Source organism: Thermus kawarayensis JCM 12314, from assembly GCF_055393575.1.
Genome location: NZ_AP043756.1, coordinates 1,624,469 through 1,642,392 on the forward strand (window position 1 = coordinate 1,624,469; position 17,924 = coordinate 1,642,392).

At 69.6% G+C, this 17,924-nt stretch carries 19 protein-coding genes and 1 CRISPR repeat array; of the genes, 16 read left to right on the forward strand and 3 right to left on the reverse strand.

Annotated elements, in window-relative coordinates; all coding sequences use genetic code 11:
- Nucleotides 1–56 precede the first annotated feature (56 nt).
- A CRISPR array of direct repeats spans nucleotides 57–511; the repeat unit is 29 nt; unit sequence CGGTCCATCCCCACGTGCGTGGGGACTAC.
- A gap of 367 nt (nucleotides 512–878) precedes the next feature.
- The 16 genes from mraZ to ACZ5RK_RS09070 all read left to right on the forward strand — a co-directional run bounded on the left by mraZ (nucleotide 879) and on the right by ACZ5RK_RS09070 (nucleotide 15,496).
- Nucleotides 879–1,313: a division/cell wall cluster transcriptional repressor MraZ gene (gene mraZ / locus ACZ5RK_RS08995; RefSeq protein WP_054638370.1), complete on the forward strand. Its 435-nt coding sequence runs from the start codon at nucleotides 879–881 to the stop codon at nucleotides 1,311–1,313.
- Nucleotides 1,314–1,319: 6 nt separating this feature from the next.
- Nucleotides 1,320–2,180, forward strand: a complete 861-nt coding sequence (rsmH, locus tag ACZ5RK_RS09000) for a 16S rRNA (cytosine(1402)-N(4))-methyltransferase RsmH (RefSeq protein ID WP_054647486.1) — start codon at nucleotides 1,320–1,322, stop codon at nucleotides 2,178–2,180.
- Nucleotides 2,177–2,422 carry a hypothetical protein gene (locus tag ACZ5RK_RS09005; protein ID WP_464908893.1) on the forward strand — a complete coding sequence of 82 codons (246 nt, stop codon included), beginning with the start codon at nucleotides 2,177–2,179 and terminating at the stop codon, nucleotides 2,420–2,422. The genes rsmH and ACZ5RK_RS09005 overlap by 4 nt, the downstream gene beginning before the upstream one ends.
- Nucleotides 2,419–3,738: a peptidoglycan D,D-transpeptidase FtsI family protein gene (locus ACZ5RK_RS09010; RefSeq protein ID WP_464910077.1), complete on the forward strand. Its 1,320-nt coding sequence runs from the start codon at nucleotides 2,419–2,421 to the stop codon at nucleotides 3,736–3,738. Before ACZ5RK_RS09005 ends, ACZ5RK_RS09010 begins: the two co-directional genes overlap by 4 nt.
- Nucleotides 3,722–5,032, forward strand: a complete 1,311-nt coding sequence (locus tag ACZ5RK_RS09015; protein WP_464908894.1) for a UDP-N-acetylmuramoyl-tripeptide--D-alanyl-D-alanine ligase — start codon at nucleotides 3,722–3,724, stop codon at nucleotides 5,030–5,032. Before ACZ5RK_RS09010 ends, ACZ5RK_RS09015 begins: the two co-directional genes overlap by 17 nt.
- The gene (locus ACZ5RK_RS09020; RefSeq protein WP_464908895.1) at nucleotides 5,020–5,718 is read left to right on the forward strand and encodes a hypothetical protein; all 699 of its coding nucleotides are present in this window, start codon (nucleotides 5,020–5,022) and stop codon (nucleotides 5,716–5,718) included. Before ACZ5RK_RS09015 ends, ACZ5RK_RS09020 begins: the two co-directional genes overlap by 13 nt.
- Nucleotides 5,709–6,566 (forward strand): phospho-N-acetylmuramoyl-pentapeptide-transferase, encoded by an 858-nt coding sequence (locus ACZ5RK_RS09025; protein WP_464908896.1) that lies wholly within the window; start codon nucleotides 5,709–5,711, stop codon nucleotides 6,564–6,566. Before ACZ5RK_RS09020 ends, ACZ5RK_RS09025 begins: the two co-directional genes overlap by 10 nt.
- The gene (locus ACZ5RK_RS09030; RefSeq protein WP_464908897.1) at nucleotides 6,563–7,816 is read left to right on the forward strand and encodes a Mur ligase family protein; all 1,254 of its coding nucleotides are present in this window, start codon (nucleotides 6,563–6,565) and stop codon (nucleotides 7,814–7,816) included. The genes ACZ5RK_RS09025 and ACZ5RK_RS09030 overlap by 4 nt, the downstream gene beginning before the upstream one ends.
- The gene (locus ACZ5RK_RS09035) at nucleotides 7,795–8,853 is read left to right on the forward strand and encodes an FtsW/RodA/SpoVE family cell cycle protein (protein ID WP_464908898.1); all 1,059 of its coding nucleotides are present in this window, start codon (nucleotides 7,795–7,797) and stop codon (nucleotides 8,851–8,853) included. Before ACZ5RK_RS09030 ends, ACZ5RK_RS09035 begins: the two co-directional genes overlap by 22 nt.
- Nucleotides 8,841–9,860: a UDP-N-acetylglucosamine--N-acetylmuramyl-(pentapeptide) pyrophosphoryl-undecaprenol N-acetylglucosamine transferase gene (locus tag ACZ5RK_RS09040; protein WP_464908899.1), complete on the forward strand. Its 1,020-nt coding sequence runs from the start codon at nucleotides 8,841–8,843 to the stop codon at nucleotides 9,858–9,860. Before ACZ5RK_RS09035 ends, ACZ5RK_RS09040 begins: the two co-directional genes overlap by 13 nt.
- Nucleotides 9,857–11,197 (forward strand): UDP-N-acetylmuramate--L-alanine ligase, encoded by a 1,341-nt coding sequence (gene murC, locus ACZ5RK_RS09045; protein WP_464908900.1) that lies wholly within the window; start codon nucleotides 9,857–9,859, stop codon nucleotides 11,195–11,197. The genes ACZ5RK_RS09040 and murC overlap by 4 nt, the downstream gene beginning before the upstream one ends.
- Nucleotides 11,187–11,984 (forward strand): UDP-N-acetylmuramate dehydrogenase, encoded by a 798-nt coding sequence (locus ACZ5RK_RS09050; protein WP_464908901.1) that lies wholly within the window; start codon nucleotides 11,187–11,189, stop codon nucleotides 11,982–11,984. Before murC ends, ACZ5RK_RS09050 begins: the two co-directional genes overlap by 11 nt.
- Nucleotides 11,985–12,015: 31 nt before the next feature.
- Entirely contained in the window at nucleotides 12,016–12,606 is a 591-nt protein-coding gene (locus tag ACZ5RK_RS09055; RefSeq protein WP_054647826.1) for a cell division protein FtsQ/DivIB, read from the forward strand.
- The gene (gene ftsA, locus ACZ5RK_RS09060) at nucleotides 12,603–13,844 is read left to right on the forward strand and encodes a cell division protein FtsA (RefSeq protein WP_464908902.1); all 1,242 of its coding nucleotides are present in this window, start codon (nucleotides 12,603–12,605) and stop codon (nucleotides 13,842–13,844) included. Before ACZ5RK_RS09055 ends, ftsA begins: the two co-directional genes overlap by 4 nt.
- 11 nt (nucleotides 13,845–13,855) lie before the next feature.
- The gene (gene ftsZ, locus ACZ5RK_RS09065) at nucleotides 13,856–14,911 is read left to right on the forward strand and encodes a cell division protein FtsZ (RefSeq protein WP_464908903.1); all 1,056 of its coding nucleotides are present in this window, start codon (nucleotides 13,856–13,858) and stop codon (nucleotides 14,909–14,911) included.
- An 84-nt stretch (nucleotides 14,912–14,995) separates the two neighbouring features.
- Nucleotides 14,996–15,496 carry a crossover junction endodeoxyribonuclease RuvC gene (locus ACZ5RK_RS09070; RefSeq protein ID WP_054647766.1) on the forward strand — a complete coding sequence of 167 codons (501 nt, stop codon included), beginning with the start codon at nucleotides 14,996–14,998 and terminating at the stop codon, nucleotides 15,494–15,496.
- Between the two features lie 89 nt (nucleotides 15,497–15,585).
- On the opposite strand, the gene ACZ5RK_RS09075 is transcribed toward ACZ5RK_RS09070, so the two are convergent.
- From ACZ5RK_RS09075 to carH, 3 genes are read right to left on the reverse strand one after another with little or no spacing between them, the layout of a single operon-like run.
- Complete coding sequence (locus ACZ5RK_RS09075; protein ID WP_464908904.1) at nucleotides 15,586–16,452, reverse strand: complex I NDUFA9 subunit family protein; 867 nt, start codon at nucleotides 16,450–16,452, stop codon at nucleotides 15,586–15,588.
- Nucleotides 16,452–17,039, reverse strand: a complete 588-nt coding sequence (gene ldrP / locus ACZ5RK_RS09080; RefSeq protein ID WP_464908905.1) for a transcriptional regulator LdrP — start codon at nucleotides 17,037–17,039, stop codon at nucleotides 16,452–16,454. Before ldrP ends, ACZ5RK_RS09075 begins: the two co-directional genes overlap by 1 nt.
- Nucleotides 17,036–17,887 carry an HTH-type transcriptional repressor CarH gene (carH, locus tag ACZ5RK_RS09085; protein WP_464908906.1) on the reverse strand — a complete coding sequence of 284 codons (852 nt, stop codon included), beginning with the start codon at nucleotides 17,885–17,887 and terminating at the stop codon, nucleotides 17,036–17,038. The genes ldrP and carH overlap by 4 nt, the downstream gene beginning before the upstream one ends.
- Nucleotides 17,888–17,924: the final 37 nt, after the last annotated feature.

Below are 17,924 nucleotides of genomic sequence, written 5' to 3' on the forward strand. Positions count from 1 at the left end.
GTAGTTCCTGGTTTCTATGAAAGTCAAAGCCACCAGGGCCCCCCAGTGCACCTCCGCGGTCCATCCGCACGTGTGTGGGGACTACAGGACGGGCACCTCCCGGATCCCCAGGGTCCACGGTCCATCCCCACGTGTGTGGGGACTACGGCTGGCTCCCGTCATCCCGTGACGCCTACGCCGGTCCATCCCCACGTGCGTGGGGACTACCCCTTCTTCCTCTACTTCGTCCCGCCGAGCTACGGTCCATCCCCACGTGCGTGGGGACTACATGAGGGCTTCTGCCAGAAACTGGGCCTGCGTCGGTCCATCCCCACGTGCGTGGGGACTACGAAGGGGGAGGAAGCGGCCCAGGGGTCAGTTTCGGTCCATCCCCACGTGCGTGGGGACTACGGGGGGGTGAGGGCCGCCCATAATGCGCCCTAGGGTCCATCCCCACGTGTGTGGGGACTACCCTGATGCTGAGTGGTGGCGCGAGGACTGGGCGGTCCATCCCCACGTGCGTGGGGACTACACATGACCAGGACGGCAAAAACGCCTGCTCACCCCCCTTTATGTGTCTTTTTGGGAGGGAAGACAGGGAATATTGTCAAGTTCCACAGCCCTCGAGCAGGAATCAAGGAAGGGAGGGCTATTCCCACCATAGCACATCAAGCGCCGTCCGTGGAAACGAAGGCGGGGCGAAGTGGGTGAGAGCCTCCGCCTGGGCTCCCGGCAAGGCCTCCTCAGCCCGGGTGGGAAATAAGTGGGGTGGAAGTGGGAGGGAGTGGAAATCTGTGGGGAGTACGTGGTATACTCCCGGCGAAAGCCTCGCCTGGGTAAAGCCCTCGCCTCCTCCAACCCAAGGGGCGGACCCCAGCGAGGGTGGGAGCGGGTGGGAAATGCCCTTCGGTGAGTACCAGTACAGCCTAGACGACAAAGGGCGGGTGGTCATCCCCGCCCCCTTCCGGGACTTCCTGGAAGACGGCCTGGTGCTCACCCGCGGGATGGAAGGGTGCCTTTACGTCTTCCCTTCCGACCGCTGGCGCAAGATTGAAGAGCAGTTGGTCAACCTTCCCCTCACCGACGCCGAGGCCCGCGCCTTTGTCCGCTTCTTTTACTCGGGGGCCCACAAGACCCGGATGGACAACGCCAGCCGGGTCCTGATCCCCCCTCCCTTGCGGCAGTTTGCCGGGCTCCAGGAAGGAGGCGAGGTGGTGGTGGCCGGGGCTCCGGGCAGGCTGGAGATCTGGAGCCAGGAGCGCTGGTGGAAAACCATTGAGGAAATCATGCGCCATCCACCAGCCCCCGAGGCCCTCAAGGGGCTTATTGGGTAGGCATTTATGGAGACCGTTACCCAGCACATTCCCGTCTTGTACCAGGAGGCCCTGGACTTCCTGAAGGTGGAGCCCGGCAAGGTGTATGTGGACGCCACCCTGGGAGGCGCCGGCCACACCCGGGGCATCCTGGAACGGGGGGGGCTGGTCCTGGGGCTGGACCAGGACCCCGAGGCCGTGGCCCGGGCCCAGGCCTTGGGCCTACCGGGCCTCCGGGTGTACCAGGCCAACTTCCGCCGCCTCGAGGAGGTGCTCCGCCAAGCTGGGGTGGAAGAGGTGGCGGGGATCCTGGCGGACCTCGGGGTTTCCAGCTTCCACCTGGAAGACCCCAAGCGGGGCTTCAGTTACCAGAAGGAGGGCCCTTTGGACATGCGCATGGGGGAGGAGGGCCCGAGGGCGGCCGAGGTGGTCAATACCCTTTCCCTGGAGGAACTTTACCGCATCCTGCGGGACCTGGGAGAGGAAAAGCAGGCCTACCGCATCGCCAAGGCCGTGGTGGAGGCCAGGAGGAAAAAGCCCATAGAGACCACCACGGAGCTGGCGGAGATCGTCCGCCAGGCGGTGGGCTTCCGCAAGGCCGGGCATCCGGCCCGCAAGACCTTCCAGGCCCTGCGCATGTACGTGAACGACGAGCTTGGCGCCCTAGAGGAGTTCCTCGCCCAGGCTGCCCAGATCCTCGCCCCCGGGGGGCGGCTGGTGGTCATCACCTTCCACTCCCTCGAGGACCGGCTGGTGAAGCGGTTCCTCAAGGCGAGCGGCCTCAAGGTGCTCACCAAAAAGCCCGTGCTTCCCTCCCCCGAGGAGGTGGCGCGAAACCCCCGCGCCCGGAGCGCCAAGCTACGGGCCGCGGAGAAGGAGGCTTTGTGAAGAGCGCCCTACGCTTCGGCCTCCTCTACCTCTTGGCCCTCCTCCTCCTCTTCGCCGCAGGCCACCGCAACCAGCTGGAAAAGGCCCGCCTGGCCCGGATGGAGGAGCGCATAGACCGCCTCAAGGCCGAGGAAGAGGCCCTCCTCAAGGAAACCTGGCGCCTAAGCCAACCCCACCGGGTGCTGGAGTGGGCGGAGAAGGAAGGGTTCGTGCCCATGAGCCGGGGGAGGTGGGAAAGGTGACCGCAGGCGCCAACCGGGTGCCCTTGGTGTTCCTGGGGATGGGCCTCTACCTGGTCCTTTTGGCCTTGGGGGTTTACGCCCTGGTGAGCCGGGGTCCACGGCCAGCCCTCCTGCCCCCATCCCCACCCCCTCTGCGGGGCAACCTCTACGCCGCCGACGGCACCCCTCTGGCGGTGAGCCTCGAGGGGGGGCGGTACTACCCCCTGGGGAAGAGCGCAAGCCAGCTTTTGGGCTTTGGGGAACGGGCCTCCGGGCGGGGCTTGGAGGGGCTGGAGCGGGACCTAAACGCCGCCCTCTCGGAGGGGCGCTCCTTCACCCTCACCCTGGACCCTTGGGTCCAGGCCTTGGCGGAACGGGCCCTCTGGAGGGGACTGGAACGAAGCCGGGGGGCCTTCGCCACCCTCCTCGTCCTGGACCGGGAAGGCAGACTCCTGGCCGTGGCCAACGCCCCGGCCTTTGACCCCATGGCCCCGCGCAAGGACCCGGAGAAAGACCTTTCCTGGCGCAACCACGCCTTCCTGGTGGTCTTGGAACCGGGCTCCACCATGAAGGCCCTCACCGCCGCCATGCTCCTGGAGGAGGGCGCGGCCCGCCTTTCCACCCCGGTGGAAGCCCCCATGTGGCGGCAGGTGGACGGCTGGACCATCCGCGACGCCGTGCCCCACCCCCCTGGGCTCACCTTGGCCGGGGTGCTCAAGTACTCCTCCAACGTGGGGATCAGCCTCCTGGCCGAGCGCCTCCCCAAGGCGACCTTCTATCGCTATATGGAGAAGCTCCATCTCACCGACCCCAGGCCCCTCCCCGGGGTGCGCACCGCCCCGCCCCTGGTCAAGGCCCCGGAGGAGTGGAGCCGGGCTGGCTACGCCAACCACACCTTCGGCCAAGGCTTCCTCGTCACCCCCTTGCACCTGGCGGCGGCCTTCGCCGCCCTGGTGGACGGGGTCTACCGTACCCCGAGGCTCTTCCAGGGCCAGGAGGCCAGGGAGGAGCGGGTCTTCTCCCCGGACACGGCGAGGGCCATCCGCCAAGCCCTGGAGGAGGCCCTCGCCCCCAGGGCCGCCCTGCCCGGCTACCACCTGGCCGGGAAGACCGGCACCGCCCAGGTGGTGGTCCAGGGCCGTTACTCTAAGGAAGTCTTCACCGCCTGGTTCGCCGGGTTCGTCCCCGGGGACGCCCCCCGGTACACCGTGGTGGTGGCCGTCCACCACCCCCAAGGCGAGATCCACGGAAGCCTGGTGGCCGCCCCCATCTTCCGGGAAGTGGCCGCCGGCCTCTTGGCCTACGCGGGCCTTCCCCCCTATGCTGAGGGGCGGTGAGGTAGAGGTGCAAGATGCGCATGTTAGGGAAATGACGCCGGAATGGGTGGCCGCGGCCACAGGGGGGAGGCTCCACCCCGGCGGCCGGACCGCCTTTGACCTCCACTGGGACAGCCGGGCCGTGGGTCCGGGGTTCCTCTTCGTGGCCCTTCCCGGAAGCCGCACCCACGGACGCGCCTACGCCCAGGAGGCCTTGGCCAAGGGGGCCCACCTGGTCCTCTCCGACCGCCCGGGGGAGGCCACGGTGGAGGTGGCGGACACGGCCTTGGCCTTGGTACGGCTGGGACGGGCCCTTCGGGAGCTCTTCCCGGGGAAGGTGGTGGCCGTGGGAGGAAGCACGGGAAAGACCACCACCAAGGAGGCCCTGGCCCAGGGCCTGGGCTTCCCCGCCCCTTCCGGCAACCAGAACACCGCCCCGCCCCTGGCCCGCTTCTTCCTTCGCCTCCCCCCAGAGGCCCCCGGGGCGGTGGTGGAGCTGGGCGTGGACCGGGTGGGGGAGATGGCCGAGCTCATGGACCTCTGCCGTCCCCAGCTTTCCGTCCTCACCGCCTTGGGAGAAGAGCACCTTTTGGCCTTCGGGAACCTGGAGGGCGTGGTGCAAGAGGAGGCCAGGCTTCTGGAAGCCCCCCTGGCCCTGGTGAGCCTCCAGGCCCGGGAGGTGTTGCAAGGCTTTGGCTACAGGGGAAACTGGCCCACCTATGGCTTCGGGGAAGCGAGTTTCCGCGGAGAGGCCCTGGAGCTTCTGCCCCGGGAAAGCCGCTTCCGCTACCGCGGGCGAAGGGTGCGGGTCCCTTACCCGGGCCTGGGCCCGGCCCTGGGGGCCTTGGCCGCCCTGGCGGTGGCCGAGCTCCTGGGGGAGGAGGTGGAGGCCGTGGCAGAAAGGCTTTCCCGCCTGGTCCTGCCCCCTGGGCGCATGGAGAGGCGGGAAGTGGGGGGCGTGGTCTTCCTCCACGATGCCTACAACGCCAACCCCCTCTCGGTGAAGGCGGGGCTGAGGTGGCTTGCCGCCCAGCCCGGGCGCAAATGGGTGGTGCTGGGGGAGATGAAGGAGCTGGGCGGGATGGCGGAAAGGCTCCACCTGGAGGTGGCGGAGGAGGCGGCCCGCCTGGGCCTCCGGCCCCTTTACCTGGGAACCCACGCCCAGGCCCAGGCCGCCCTGGGAGGGGAGGCGGTGGCGACCCTGGAGGAGGCCCTTCTCTGGCTAAAGGCCCGGGTGGCCCCGGGGGACCTGGTGTACCTGAAGGCCTCGAGGGCCCTCGGCCTGGAAAGGATCCTGGAGCTATGGGAAGGCTGAAGGCCCTTTACGCCCTCCCCCTCCTCGCGGCCTGCGCGCCCCTCCTCCCGACGCCCCTCCTCCCCTACCCCGGCGGGTTCGCCCAGGGGGGCTTGGTCTCGGGCCGCTTCCAGGTGGTCCTCCCCGGCCCTCCCCTTTTCCTGGACGCCGGGGAAAGCGCCCTCTACGCCGCCTACCCCTACCAGCTTTGGGTCTACGAAGGGGGCTCCCTGCAAAGCCTCCCCCTTCCCGGGGTGCCCCGCTTCCTGCGGGCCAGCCCAAGGCCCGTGGTGGGGCTGGAAGGGGCCGTCTGGACGGAGAAGGGCCTCTACCCCTACCCCGCCCAGGACGCCCTTCTAGGGGAGGACGGCCTCTACCACGTGGACGGGAAGGGCCTCTACCGGGAGGGCGTCCTCTTGGCCCGCGGGAACTTCCGCCAGGTGGTGGCCTGGGAGGGCCAGGTGGTGGCCCTGGGGGACCAGGCCCTCTTCTACCCGGAAGGGCGCCTCCTCCCCCTTCCCCACCCCGCCCGCAAGGCCCAAGGAGGGGCCTGCGGGGTGGTGGCCCTTCTGGACCGGGTCTATCTGGTGCGCCCCGAAGGGGTGAGGCCCCTGGCCGAGGCCCAGGACTTCGCCGCCTTTGGGGAGGCCATCTACCTCGCCCCCCAGGGGGCGGTGCGGTCTTGCAAGGAGGCGGCATGGCCCTAGCCCTCGTCCTCTCCTGGTTCCTCACGGCGGTCTGGATCTCCTTGATGAAAAGCCTTGGCCTGGGGAAGAGGGTGCGCCAGGACGGCCCCCAGAGCCACCTGGCCAAGGAGGGGACCCCCAGCATGGGGGGGGTGGCCTTCCTCCTGGCCGCCTTTCTGGCCTACCTGGCCTCGGGGAAGGACGCCTTTTTGGGCCTATGGCTCCTGGGCCTCGGCTTTGCCCTCCTGGGGCTTTTGGACGACCTCTCGGGGAGCCTGGCCCGGCCCCTCAGGGCCAGGGAAAAGCTGGCCCTGCAAGGGACGATGGGCCTGGTCTTCGCCCTCTGGGCCGCCCGGCAGGTGGCCTATACCCCCTGGCCCCTCCTGGACGCCCTCCTGATCCTCCTGGCGGTGGTGGGGGCGGCCAACGCCTTCAACTTCACCGACGGCCTGGACGGGCTTCTGGCCTCGGTGGCCGCCCTCATCCTCCTCCCCTTCTACCCCTACCCCTTCGCCCAGACCCTCCTGGGAGGGATCCTGGGCTTCCTATGGCACAACGCCCCCCGGGCCAAGGTCTTCATGGGGGACACGGGAAGCCAGGCCCTGGGGGCCATGGTGGCGGGGCTTTTCGTCCTCACGGGGAAGCTCTGGCTACTGCCCTTGGCCGCCTTCGTCCCGGTGTTGGAGGTGCTCTCCGTGGTGGCCCAGGTCCTCTACTTCCGGCGCACGGGGAGGAGGCTTTTCCGCATGAGCCCCCTGCACCACCACCTGGAGCTTTTGGGGTGGGAGGAGGCCAAGATCGTCTTCCGCTTCGCTCTTCTTACCGCCTTGGCCACGGGCCTGGCCTGGAGCCTGGGAGGTGGGGTATGATCTTGGTCTACGGCCTCGGGAAAAGCGGCCTGGGGGTGCTCCGCTTCCTGAGGCGGCGGGGGCTCGCCGCCCGCTTTTACGACGACCGGCCCAAGGAGGAGGAGGTGGCCGAGGCCCTGGCCCTGGGTTTTTCCCCGGACTGGGGCCTGGAAGGCGCCTATGGAGAGGTGGTGGCCGCCCCGGGGGTGCCCCTTCAGCACCCCAACCTGGAAGCCCTGAGGGCGCGCGGGGCCAGGGTCTTGGGGGAGGCGGAGCTCGCCTACCGGCTTTCGGAAACCCCCATCGTGGGGATCACCGGCACGGCGGGCAAGACCTCCACCACCCTCTTCACCGCCCACCTCCTCCAGGGGCAGGGGCTTAAGGCCCTTCCCGGGGGCAACGTGGACCCTCCCCTGGTGGAGGTGGTGGACGAGGCCGAGGTGGCGGTGGCGGAGCTTTCCAGCTTCCAGATGGAGCGCATCCACACCTTCCGGCCCCGGGTGGCCGTCCTTCTCAACCTGGGGGTGGACCACCTGGACCGGCACGGGAGCCTCGAGGCCTACCACGCCGCCAAGCTCAACCTCCTAAAGAACCTCACCCCGGAAGACGCCCTGGTCTACAACGCAGAGGACCCCAAGGTCAGGGAGGCGGCCGAGGCCACCCCCGCCCGGCCCTACCCCTTCCTTCCCAAGGAAAGCCCGCGGGAAACCAACCTCGAGGCCGCCCTCCAGGCCACCCGGGCCTACCTGGACCTTTTGGGAAAGCCCCTGGAGGAAAGCGCCCTAAGGGAGAGCCTCAAGACCCTCCCCGAGCCCCCCCACCGCTTCCAGGCCTTCGCCCGCAAGGGGCGGGTGGTCTTCATAGACGACTCCATCGCCACCCGCACCTCCTCCGTGGCCGCCGCCCTAAAGGCCGCCCCCGCCCCCATCGCCTGGATCCTGGGGGGGGAGGACAAGGGGGCGGATCTGGAAAGCCTCAAGGCCTACCTCCCCCGGGTGCGGGTGGTCCTGGCCATTGGCCGGGACGGCCCCCGCATGGCCGAGGCCCTGGGGGAAGGGGTAGAGGTGGTGGTCATCGGGGAGAAGGAGGGCCGGAAGGCCCTAAGGCGGGCGGTGGAGGAAGCCCTGAGGCGCCTGGAAGCGGGAAGCGTTCTCTTGGCCCCTCTGGCGGCGAGTTTTGACCAGTTCCGGGACTACCAGGACCGCGCCCAGGCCTTCCGGGAAGCGGTCCTGGCCTTGGGAGGCGAACCATGGACCCCATCCTCCTCCTAAGCGGCCTCCTCCTCCTGGCCTTTGGCCTCCTGGGGGTGGGGGTGGCCGAGCCCGGCCTTCTGGAAGACCACCTCCTCAGGGTGGGGCTCGCCCTCCTGGCCATGCTGGGAGGCAGCCTCCTTCCCGTGAGGCTTCTCTTGCGGCACGCCCTGGCCCTCCTCCTCCTGAACCTCCTCCTCCTGGCCCTGGTCCTCCTGGTGGGGGACGGGCCCATGGGGGTGCGGCGCTGGTTTGATCTGGGGCCCCTGGCCTTCCAGCCCTCGGAACTGGCCAAGATCGTCCTGGTCCTCTACCTGGCCTCCTTCGTGGGCCGCAAGGGGGAGGACTACCCCATCCTCGGCCCCGCCCTCCTGGTAGGCAGCACGGTGGGGCTGGTGCTGGTGGAGCCCGACTTCGCCACGGCCCTCTTCCTGCTCACCCTCGGAGGCCTCCTCTTCGTCCTGGCGGGGGTACCCTGGCGGAGGCTCTTTGCCATTACCCTGGCCGGGGCCTTGGTTATCGCCCCATTTTCTGGAGCATATCTAAACCGTTTCCGCTACGTCTCCGAGCGTTTCAGCGACTTCCTCAGCTACCTGCGGGGGGAGGCCCGGCCCGAGGAGACCGCTTACCAGGTCCTGCAGGCGCAAAAGGCCGTCCTCCTGGGAGGGCCTTTGGGACAGGGGCCCGGGGGAAGCCTTCCCCACCTGCCCGAGGCCCACAACGACATGGTCTTCGCCAGCGTGGTCTTCGCCACGGGCTGGCTAGGGGGGCTTATGGTCCTCCTCTTCTACGGCCTCCTCTTCCTCCGGGGCCTGGCCCTGGCCCTCAGGCTAAAGGGGGCGGAGGGCCTGGTGGCCCTGGGCCTCACCCTGTACCTCACCCTGCAGGCCGCCCTCAACATCGGCGTGGCCCTGGGCTTCCTCCCCGTCACCGGGGTGCCTTTGCCCTTGGTCTCCTACGGGGGAAGCTCCCTCCTGGTTTCGGGTCTGGCCCTGGGCCTTCTCCTTAGCCTGGCCCGCCAGGCCAGGGGAAAGGAGGTGGGGAAATGGTCCTCCTGACCGGGGGAGGCACCGGGGGGCACCTCTTCCCCGCCCTGGCGGTGGCCGAGGAGCTCAGGCGGCGGGGGCACGAGGTCTTCTACCTGGGCGCCCTGGGGGGCCTCGAGGCCCGCCTCCTCCCAAAGACCCCTATCCCCCACGCCCTCATCCCCGCGGGCAAGCTGGACCGGAGCGCCCTCAGGCCGGGGGAGGCCTGGAGGCTCCTCCGGGGCCTCAAGGCCGCCCGGGAGGTCCTGAAGGCGAGAAGGCCCAAGGCGGTGCTCTCCACCGGGGGCTACGCGGGCTTTCCCGCGGCCTTTGTGGCCGAGCTCCAGGGGATTCCCGTCCTCCTCCACGAGCAGAACGCCAAACTGGGCCTGGCCGTGAGGCTCCTCGCCCCCTTAAGCCGGGGGCTCGCCCTCAGCGTGCCCCTTCCCCTGGCCAGGGGGCTCGCCACCAAGGCCAGGGTGGTGGGCTACCCCGTGCGGGAGGTGCGCTTTCCCCAGGCCGAGGCCAAGGCCCGCCTGGGGTTTGACCCCAAAAAGCCCCTCCTTCTGGTCCTGGGGGGAAGCCAAGGGAGCCTGGAGCTCAACGAAAGGCTTCCTCCCCTCCTCAGACCCCTGGGCCTTCCCGTCCTCCACCAGGTGGGGGAAAGGTGGGTGGAGCGCTACCGCCACCTGGAAGGGGAAACCTACCGCATCCTGGGCTTTCTGGAGGCGCCCTTGGCCATGAGCGCCGCCGACCTTCTCCTGGCCCGGGCCGGGGCGGGCACTCTGGCCGAGGCCGCCTTCCACCGGCTCCCCGCCCTCCTCTTCCCCCTCCCTCCCCACCTGGACGGGGGCGCCCAACGGGCCAACGCCCTGGCCTACCAGAGGGCCGGGGCCGCCCGGCTTGGGGACTACTCCCGGCTGGCCCAGCAGGTGGAGGAGATGCTCCTGAACCCCGAACCTTACCGCGAGGCCATGGGCCGCCTCTCCCCCGAGGGGGCGGCGGGCCGCCTGGCGGATTGGCTGGAGGAGTTCTTATGAAACGGGTGCACATCATGGGCATAGAAGGGGTGGGGATGAGCGCCTTGGCCCGCCTTCTCCTGGCGGAGGGGGTGGCGGTGACGGGGTGCGACCTCGCCCCCGGCAAGCGGGCCAAGGCCCTGGGGGTGCCGGTCTACGCGGGCCACGACCCCGGCCACCTGCAAGAGGAGGACACCTTGGTGGTCCCCACCCCGGTCCCCCTGGACCACCCCGAGGTGGTGGCCGCCAGGGAGCGGGGCCTTAGGGTCCTAAGGCGCATGGAGCTCCTGGCCCAGCTCCTGGCCCCAAGCCCCTCTTTGGGGGTCACGGGGACCCACGGCAAGACCACCACCACGGGAATGCTGGCCAGCATCCTCCTGGAGGCGGGCCTGGACCCCTGGGTGCTCCTCGGGGGGGAGCTTTACCTCCTCCCCGGGAACGCCCGCTTTGGGCAGGGGCCCCGCCTGGCCGAGGTGGACGAGTCCGACCCCCTTTTCCGGGAGGTGAGGGTGGACATCGCCGTGGCCACCAACCTCGAGGCCGACCACATCGCCCCCCCTGGCCGGAAGGCCCCCAACTACCACGGAAGCTTCGGCGAGCTCAAGGCCGCCCTGCGGGGCTTTCTGGAAGGGGCGAAAGTGGTGGTGGTCCCCGCCTCCGATCCCCTTCTCCTGGAGCTTTCCCAAGGGCTTCCCCGGAGAACCTTCGGCCAAGGCGGGGAGCTTTCCGCCGAGGAAGCGGAGCTTGGCCCCTCGGGAAGTCGCTTCCTCCTGGTCCACCGGGGAAAGGCCTTGGGAGAGGCCAGACTCCAGGTGCCGGGCCGGCACAACATCCAAAACGCCCTGGCCGCCGCCCTGGCTGCCCTGGCCCTGGGCGTAGCCCCCGAGGCCATCCTAAAGGGGCTCGGCCGCTTCCCCGGAGTGGGGCGGCGCTTCCAGAGGGTGGGGGAGGTGCGGGGGGCTTTGGTGGTGGACGACTACGCCCACCACCCCACGGAAGTGCGGGCCACCCTGGAGGCGGCGGGCCACCTGCAGAGGCGCCTGCGGGTCCTCTTCCAGCCCCACCGCCTCCTCCGCACCCAGGCCCTCTGGCAAGAGTTCGTGGAGGCCCTGGCCCTGGCCCAGGAGGTGGTGGTCCTGCCCACCTACACCGCCGGGGAAAAGGGGGAGGTCTCCCCCGGGGAGCTGAGCGCGAGGATCGCCGAGGGGCTTCGCCGCCAGGGGGTGGAAGCCCGTTTCCTGGACAAGGAGGAGGCCCTGGCCTACGCCCGGGCCACGGCCGCCCCGGGGGATCTCTGGCTTACCCTGGGGGCAGGGGACGTGACGGAACTGGCCTGGAGGCTGGTCCATGAGGGTTGAGCGGGTCCTCCTCAAGGACTTCACCACCCTGGGGGTGGGGGGTCCGGCGGAGCTTTGGACCGTGGAGACCCGGGAGGAGCTCAGGAAGGCCACGGAGGCCCCCTACCGGGTTCTGGGCAACGGCTCCAACCTCCTGGTGAAGGATGAGGGCGTGCCCGAGCGGGTGATCCGCCTGGCCGGGGCGTTCCAGGCCTACGAGCTGCGGGGCTGGGTGGGGGCGGGGGTTCTCCTCCCCCTCCTGGTGCAGGAGGCAGCCCGGGCCGGGCTTTCCGGCCTGGAGGGGCTCCTCGGCATCCCGGCCCAGGTGGGCGGGGCGGTGAAGATGAACGCCGGCACCCGCTTTGGGGAGATGGCGGACGCCCTGGAGGCGGTGGAGGTCTTCCACGAGGGAGCCTTCCACATCTACACCCCCGCGGAGCTCGGCTTCGGCTACCGGCAAAGCCACCTCCCCCCGGGAGGCATCGTCACCCGGGTAAAGCTAAAGCTCAAGGAGCGCCCTCTGGAGGAGATCCGCAAGAAGATGGCCGAGGTGGACGCCGCCCGCAAGGGCCAGCCCAAGCGGAAAAGCGCCGGCTGCGCCTTCAAAAACCCACCCGGACAGTCGGCGGGAAGGCTCATCGACGAAAGGGGCTTCAAGGGCCTCCGGGTGGGGGACGCCATGGTGGCCTTTGAGCACGGCAACTTCATCGTCAACCTAGGCCAGGCCACGGCCAAGGACGTGCTGGAGCTTCTGCGGCGCATTCAAGAGGAGCTCCCCCTGGAGCTGGAATGGGAGGTGTGGCCGTGAGTTTGGGAAAGCTTCACCCCCGGAGGCTAGAATGGGCTTTATGAGGTTCCTCCTGGCCTCCCTCCTCCTCGCCACCCTTTACGTGGCCAGCCTGGTCCTCTTCCCGGTGGAGGAGGTGGAGGTGGTGGGCCTAAAGCACCTCAAAAGGGAGGAGGTCCTCGCTCGCGCGGGCCTCTACCCCGGGGAGGCCTGGCTCTGGGTGGGGCCCTCCCACCTCGCCCCCTTCCGGCAGGACCCCTGGGTGGTGGAGGCCCGCTTGGAAAAGCCGAGGCCAAAAGCGGTGCGCCTCGTCCTTAGGGAACGGGAACCCTTTCTGCCCCTGCCGGACGGCTCCGCCTTGGCCAGAGACGGCACCCTCCTCCCGGGCGGGGCCCCTTGGGCTTTTGGGCCCAGGGTGGAAGGACGGGGGCCCCTGCCCAAGGCGGACCTCTTGGCCCTGGCAGAGGCCTTCCCCAAGGCCAAGAGGCTTAGATACACCCCGGCGGGCTACTGGGTGGAGGTGGAGGGCACGACCCTCTTTGCCCCAGAGGCCCGGCTTCTGTTAGAGTATGCGCAAGCAGGTGCTCCTTTGCGGGAAGGCCGTATTTACCTATATTCTTGGGGGGTGAGCGTAGGCCCATGATTATCGCCGGATTGGACGTTGGCACCAGCAAAGTCACCACCGTCATCGGTGAGCTAGCTCCCGATGGCGTCTTGGACATCATCGGGGAAGGCACCGTCCCCTCCCAGGGGCTCAGGCGGGGGGTGGTGGTCAACCTGGAGCGCACCACCGAGGCCATCCGCCAAAGCCTCCACCAGGCCGAGCGGGTGGCCGGGGTAAAGGTGGAAGGGGTGGTGCTGGGAGTGGGGGGCCCCCACCTGAAGAGCGTGACCAGCCACGGCCTGGCCGCCATCCGCCGGGGGCAGAGCATCGCCCAGACCGACGTGGAGCGGGCCATTGAGCAGGCCAAGGCCTACCCCTTTGACGCCGAGTTGGAGCTGCTCCACGCCCTGCCCCTGGAGTTCAAGGTGGACGGGCAGGAGGGCATCCGGGACCCCGTGGGCATGGCGGGAGTGCGCCTGGAGGTGGACGTCCACCTGGTGGCGGCGGGAAGGGGGCCCTTGGCCAACCTCCGCCGGGCGGTGGGGGACGCCGGCCTGGAGATCGAGGCCCTGGTGGCCCAGACCCTGGCCAGCGGTCTCGGGACCCTCCTCCCCGAGGAGGACCAGATGAACGTCTTGGTCCTGGACGTGGGCGGGGGCACCACGGACGTGGCCGTCTTCCGGGAGGGGAGGCTGGCCCACTCCGCCGTCCTTCCCTTGGGAGGGGACCACGTGACCCAGGACATCGCCCAGCTTTTGAAGATCCCCTTTGAGGAGGCCGAGCGGGTGAAGAAGAAGTACGGGGCCGCCTTGCCCGAGCTGGCCGACCCCGAGCTGGTCCTGGAGATCAACCAAGAAGGCGGCTCCCTCGGGGAGGTCCCGGCCCCGGAGCTTGCCCGCATCATCCGGCCCCGGCTTAGGGAGATCCTCCACCTCGCCCGCCAGTCGGTGGACGAGGCCTTGGGGCCTTTGGAGGTCCGGATCAACCGGGTGGTCCTCACCGGAGGGACCGCCCTCCTGAGGGGCTTTGACCTCCTGGCCCGCCAGCAGTACGGCCTTCCCGTGCGCCTGGGTAAGCCCCACGGGGTTTCCGGCCTCACCGATGTGGTGGCCACCCCCGCCCACGCCACCGCCGTGGGGCTGGTGCGCTACGGGGCCACCCTGCCGGTGCACGCCCCCGAGGCCCGCCGGGGGCGGGGGAAGGAGAAGGGGCAGGAAGGGGCCCGAAGCGAGGGGATTTGGGCGCGGATCAAGGAGATCCTCAGCAACCTGTTTTGAGGAGGGGGGAGATGCAAGGAGCCGTTATCAAGGTCATCGGCCTCGGGGGCGCGGGGAACAACGCGGTGAACCGCATGATTGAGGCGGGGCTTTCTGGGGTGGAGTTCATCGCCGCCAACACCGACGCCCAGGTGTTGGCCAAAAACCTCGCCGACGTCCGCATCCAGCTCGGGGAAAGGCTCACCCGGGGGCTTGGCGCCGGGGCCAACCCCGAGATCGGGGAGAAGGCGGCCCTCGAGGCCGAAGACCTCATCGCCGAGGCCCTGGAAGGCGCCGACCTGGTCTTCATCACCGCCGGGATGGGAGGGGGGACCGGCACGGGAAGCGCCCCGGTGGTGGCCGAGATCGCCAAGCGCCTGGGGGCGCTAGCGGTGGCCGTGGTCAGCCGTCCCTTCAGCTTTGAAGGCCCGAAGCGCCTCAAGGCCGCCGAGGAAGGGATCAAGCGCCTCAGGGAACGGGTGGACGCCATGGTGGTGGTCCAAAACGACCGCCTCCTTTCGGCGGTGGACAAGAAGATGAGCCTCAAGGACGCCTTCCTCATCGCCGACCGCGTCCTCTACCACGGGGTGAAGGGCATCACCGACGTCATCAACCTCCCCGGCCTCATCAACGTGGACTTCGCCGACGTCAAGGCCCTCCTGGAAGGGGCAGGCCAGGTGCTCATGGGCATCGGGGCGGGGCGCGGGGAGAACCGGGTGGAGGAGGCCGCCAAGTCGGCCACCATGAGCCCCCTCCTGGAACGCTCCATTGAGGGGGCGAGGCGGCTTCTCCTCAACGTGGTGGGCTCGGAAGACCTTTCCCTCATGGAGGCGGCGGAGGTGGTGGAAAGGGTCCGCGAGGCCACCGGCCATGAGGAGGTGGACATCCTCTACGGGGTGACCTACGACGAGCGCGCCCAGGACGAGCTTCGGGTCATCCTCATCGCCGCAGGGTTCGGGGAGAGCACCGTGGTGCCCAGGCCCGCCCGCCCCCTGGACTTCCCCACCCACGCCGACCCTTACAACTTTGACATCCCCGCCTTCATCCGCTATGGGGACGCCGACCTGCCTCCCAGAAGGGGCAACTGATGGCGTAGCCCCTTCCCCCGGGCGAGGGCAGAGGGAGCTTTTCCCGGCCCAGGTGGGGTCACGGGCCCCCCACCCATCCCACCCATGATCGTGGCCGGCATAGACCCCGGCATCACCCATCTGGGCCTTGGGGTGGTGGAGGTGGAGGGCAAAGGGGCCCTCAAGGCCCGGCTCCTCCACGGGGAGGTGGTGAAGACCTCCCACCGAGAGCCCGCCCAGGCAAGGGTGGGGCGGATCCACGCCCGGGTGCGGGAAGCTCTCCTCCGCTTCCGCCCCGAGGCCCTGGCGGTGGAGGAGCAGTACTTCTACCGGCAAAACGAGCTGGCCTACAAGGTGGGCTGGGCCCTGGGGGCGGTCCTGGTGGCGGCCTTTGAGGCGGGGGTAGCGGTCTACGCCTACGGCCCCATGCAGGTGAAGCAGGCCCTGGCGGGCCACGGCCATGCCGCCAAGGAGGAGGTGGCCCTTATGGTGCGGGGTATCCTGGGGCTTAGGGAGCCTCCAAGTCCAAGCCACCTGGCCGACGCCCTGGCCATCGCCCTCACCCACGCCTTCTACGCCCGGATGGGCGCAACCAAGCCCCTCTAAAGCCAGCCCCGGCGCACGGCGTAGCGGAGGAGATGGCTCCGGCCTTCCAGCCCCCCCTTGCCCATGCCCCGCTGGCGGTAGGTGCCCCTCTACCGGCACCGGAGGTAGGCCGGGAGCACCGCCTCCAGGGCCACGGGCTCGGGCAGAAGGGCCCTCAAGGCCTCGGGGAAGGGGGCGGTGTTCCCCTCCTTGAGCATGAGGTACTGGTCCAGGGTGAGGGGGCTTATGGGCAAGGGGGAAAGGAGAGGGACGAGGCGGTCCATGAGCCAAAGGGGAATGGGGAGAAACGGCTTCCTCCGCCCCAGGACCTCCATCACCAGCTGGAGGAGCCTGCGGAAGGTGTACTCCTTAAGCCCCACCAGGTCAAAGGTCCCCTCGAGGCCCCGCTCCAAGGCCTCCACGAAAGCCCGCGCCACATCCCCCACGTACACGGGCCGGAAGGGAAAGCGCCCGTCCCCTATGAGGGGAACGAAGGGGAGGGGGGCGCAGACCAGGCCCTTCAGGACCTTCCCGAAGAACTCGTCCCCGGGGCCGAAGATGAGGCTCGGGCGGAAGATGGCGTGGGAGAGGCCGCTTTGGCGCACCAGAGCCTCCCCTTCCGCCTTGGTCCGGTGGTAGCGGCTTGGGGCCTCGGGCCTCGCCCCCAGGGCGGACATGTGGAGGAGGCGGCCCACCCCGGCCTTTTCCATGGCCTTCAGGAGATTCCTCACCCCTTCCACGTGCACCGCCCGGAAGGTCTGGTCCCGCTCGCGGATGATCCCGGCCAGGTAGATGGCGGCCTCCGCCCCCCTCAGGTCCGGCGCCTCCTTGGCGATATCCCCCTCCACCAGGACCGCCCCCGGGGGAAGCTCCCGGGGCCTCCGCGCCAGGACCAAGGGGGTGTGCCCCCTCTCCAGGAGGAGGCGCACCACCTCCCGGCCCACGAAGCCCGTTCCGCCAACGACAAAGACCCGCATCAGGCCGCTTCCAGGGCGCCTTCCGCCTCCCGCTCCAGGGCGGGAAGGTCCAGGAGGTAGACCCGGCGGTAGGCGGTGGCCAGGAGGCCCTCCCTCCTGAGGTCCGCGAGGAGCTTGGAGACCGACTCTCGGGTGGAGGCGGTGGCGTCGGCGATCTCCTCGTGGGAGACGGTGACGTAGATGCCCTGCCCGTCCCTGCCCGAGGCCGGGGTGTCCGCCAGGAAGAGGAGGTAGCGGGCGATGCGGGCGCGAAGCTCCCCCGTCTGCAGGTGGGCCTCGTAGGCGTGGAGGCGGCGCATCTGCCGGGCCAGGTTCCTCGCCACCTGGTGCAGGGCCTGGTGGTCCATGGCCCTGGGGTCCAGGCCCTGGACCAGGACCTCGGTCATGGTCTCGGCGGTGTAGCGGTAAGCCTTCCCCTCTAAGGCCTCCTCCCCGAAGTAGTCCCCCGGCAGGACGTGGCGCAGGGTAAGGAGGCGTCCATCGGGGAGGAGCTCCACGATGCGCACCAGGCCTTCCTCCAGGCGGTAGAGGGTCTGGGCCCTCTCCCCCCTCAGGTAGACGGTTTCCTTGCGGCCGAACCTCTTCATGCGCCTCTCCTTTCTCCCAGGTCCCAGAGCTCGCGGCTTAGGGCCTCGAGGTCCTCGGCGTAGAAGGCGCCCAGGCGCCTGGCCTCCTCCGGGCTCGCCCCCCGGCCCCCCAGGTAGACCCGGGGAGCGAGGCCCGCCAGGGCGCCTTCCGGAAGGGCGGCGAGGGCCTCCGGCAGCAGGGCGGAGAGCACCACCGCCCGGGCCCCCAACCTCCGGGAAAGCGCTCTCAGGTCGGGAAGAGGGGTGTCGGGGCCCAGGTAGAGGGCGGGAAGCCCCCGGCGGCGGAGGGCGTAGGCGGCCAGCATGGCCCCCATCTCGTGCCGCTCCCCGGGGGGCGTGGTCACCAGGACCGGGGCCCCCAGGGGCTGGGCCACCAGGTCCAGGAGCTCCTGGAGCCTGGCCCGGAGGAAGGTGCTGGCCAGGTGCTCCTCGGCCACGCTCACCTCCCCCCGGTGCCACCCCTCCCCCACCCGGCCCAGCACGGGAAGGAGGAGGTGGCGGATGGCCCCCTCGGGACCCCAGAGCCTCAGAGCCCGGCGGAAGAGGGCCTCGGCCTCCAGGAGGTCTGCCCCCAGGAGGGCCTGGTAAAGGGCTTCCTCCAGCTCCTGGGGAGGCGCTCCCTGGGCCAGGTAGCGCCGGATGGCCGCCTGGGGCGTGCTCCCTTCCTCCAGCCAGCGTTTGATGGTGCGCAGGGCCTCCACCTCCTCGAGGGCGTAGAGGCGGTGGCCCCCCGGGGTGCGCCTGGGCCTGGGGAAGCCGTAGCGCCTTTCCCACTGGCGCAGGACCTCGGCAGAAAGGCCGGTCATGGCCTCCACCTCGGCGATGGTGTACTCCCCGGAGCGAACCACGCCCCCATGCTAGCCCTATGTACAGATTTTGTCAAGC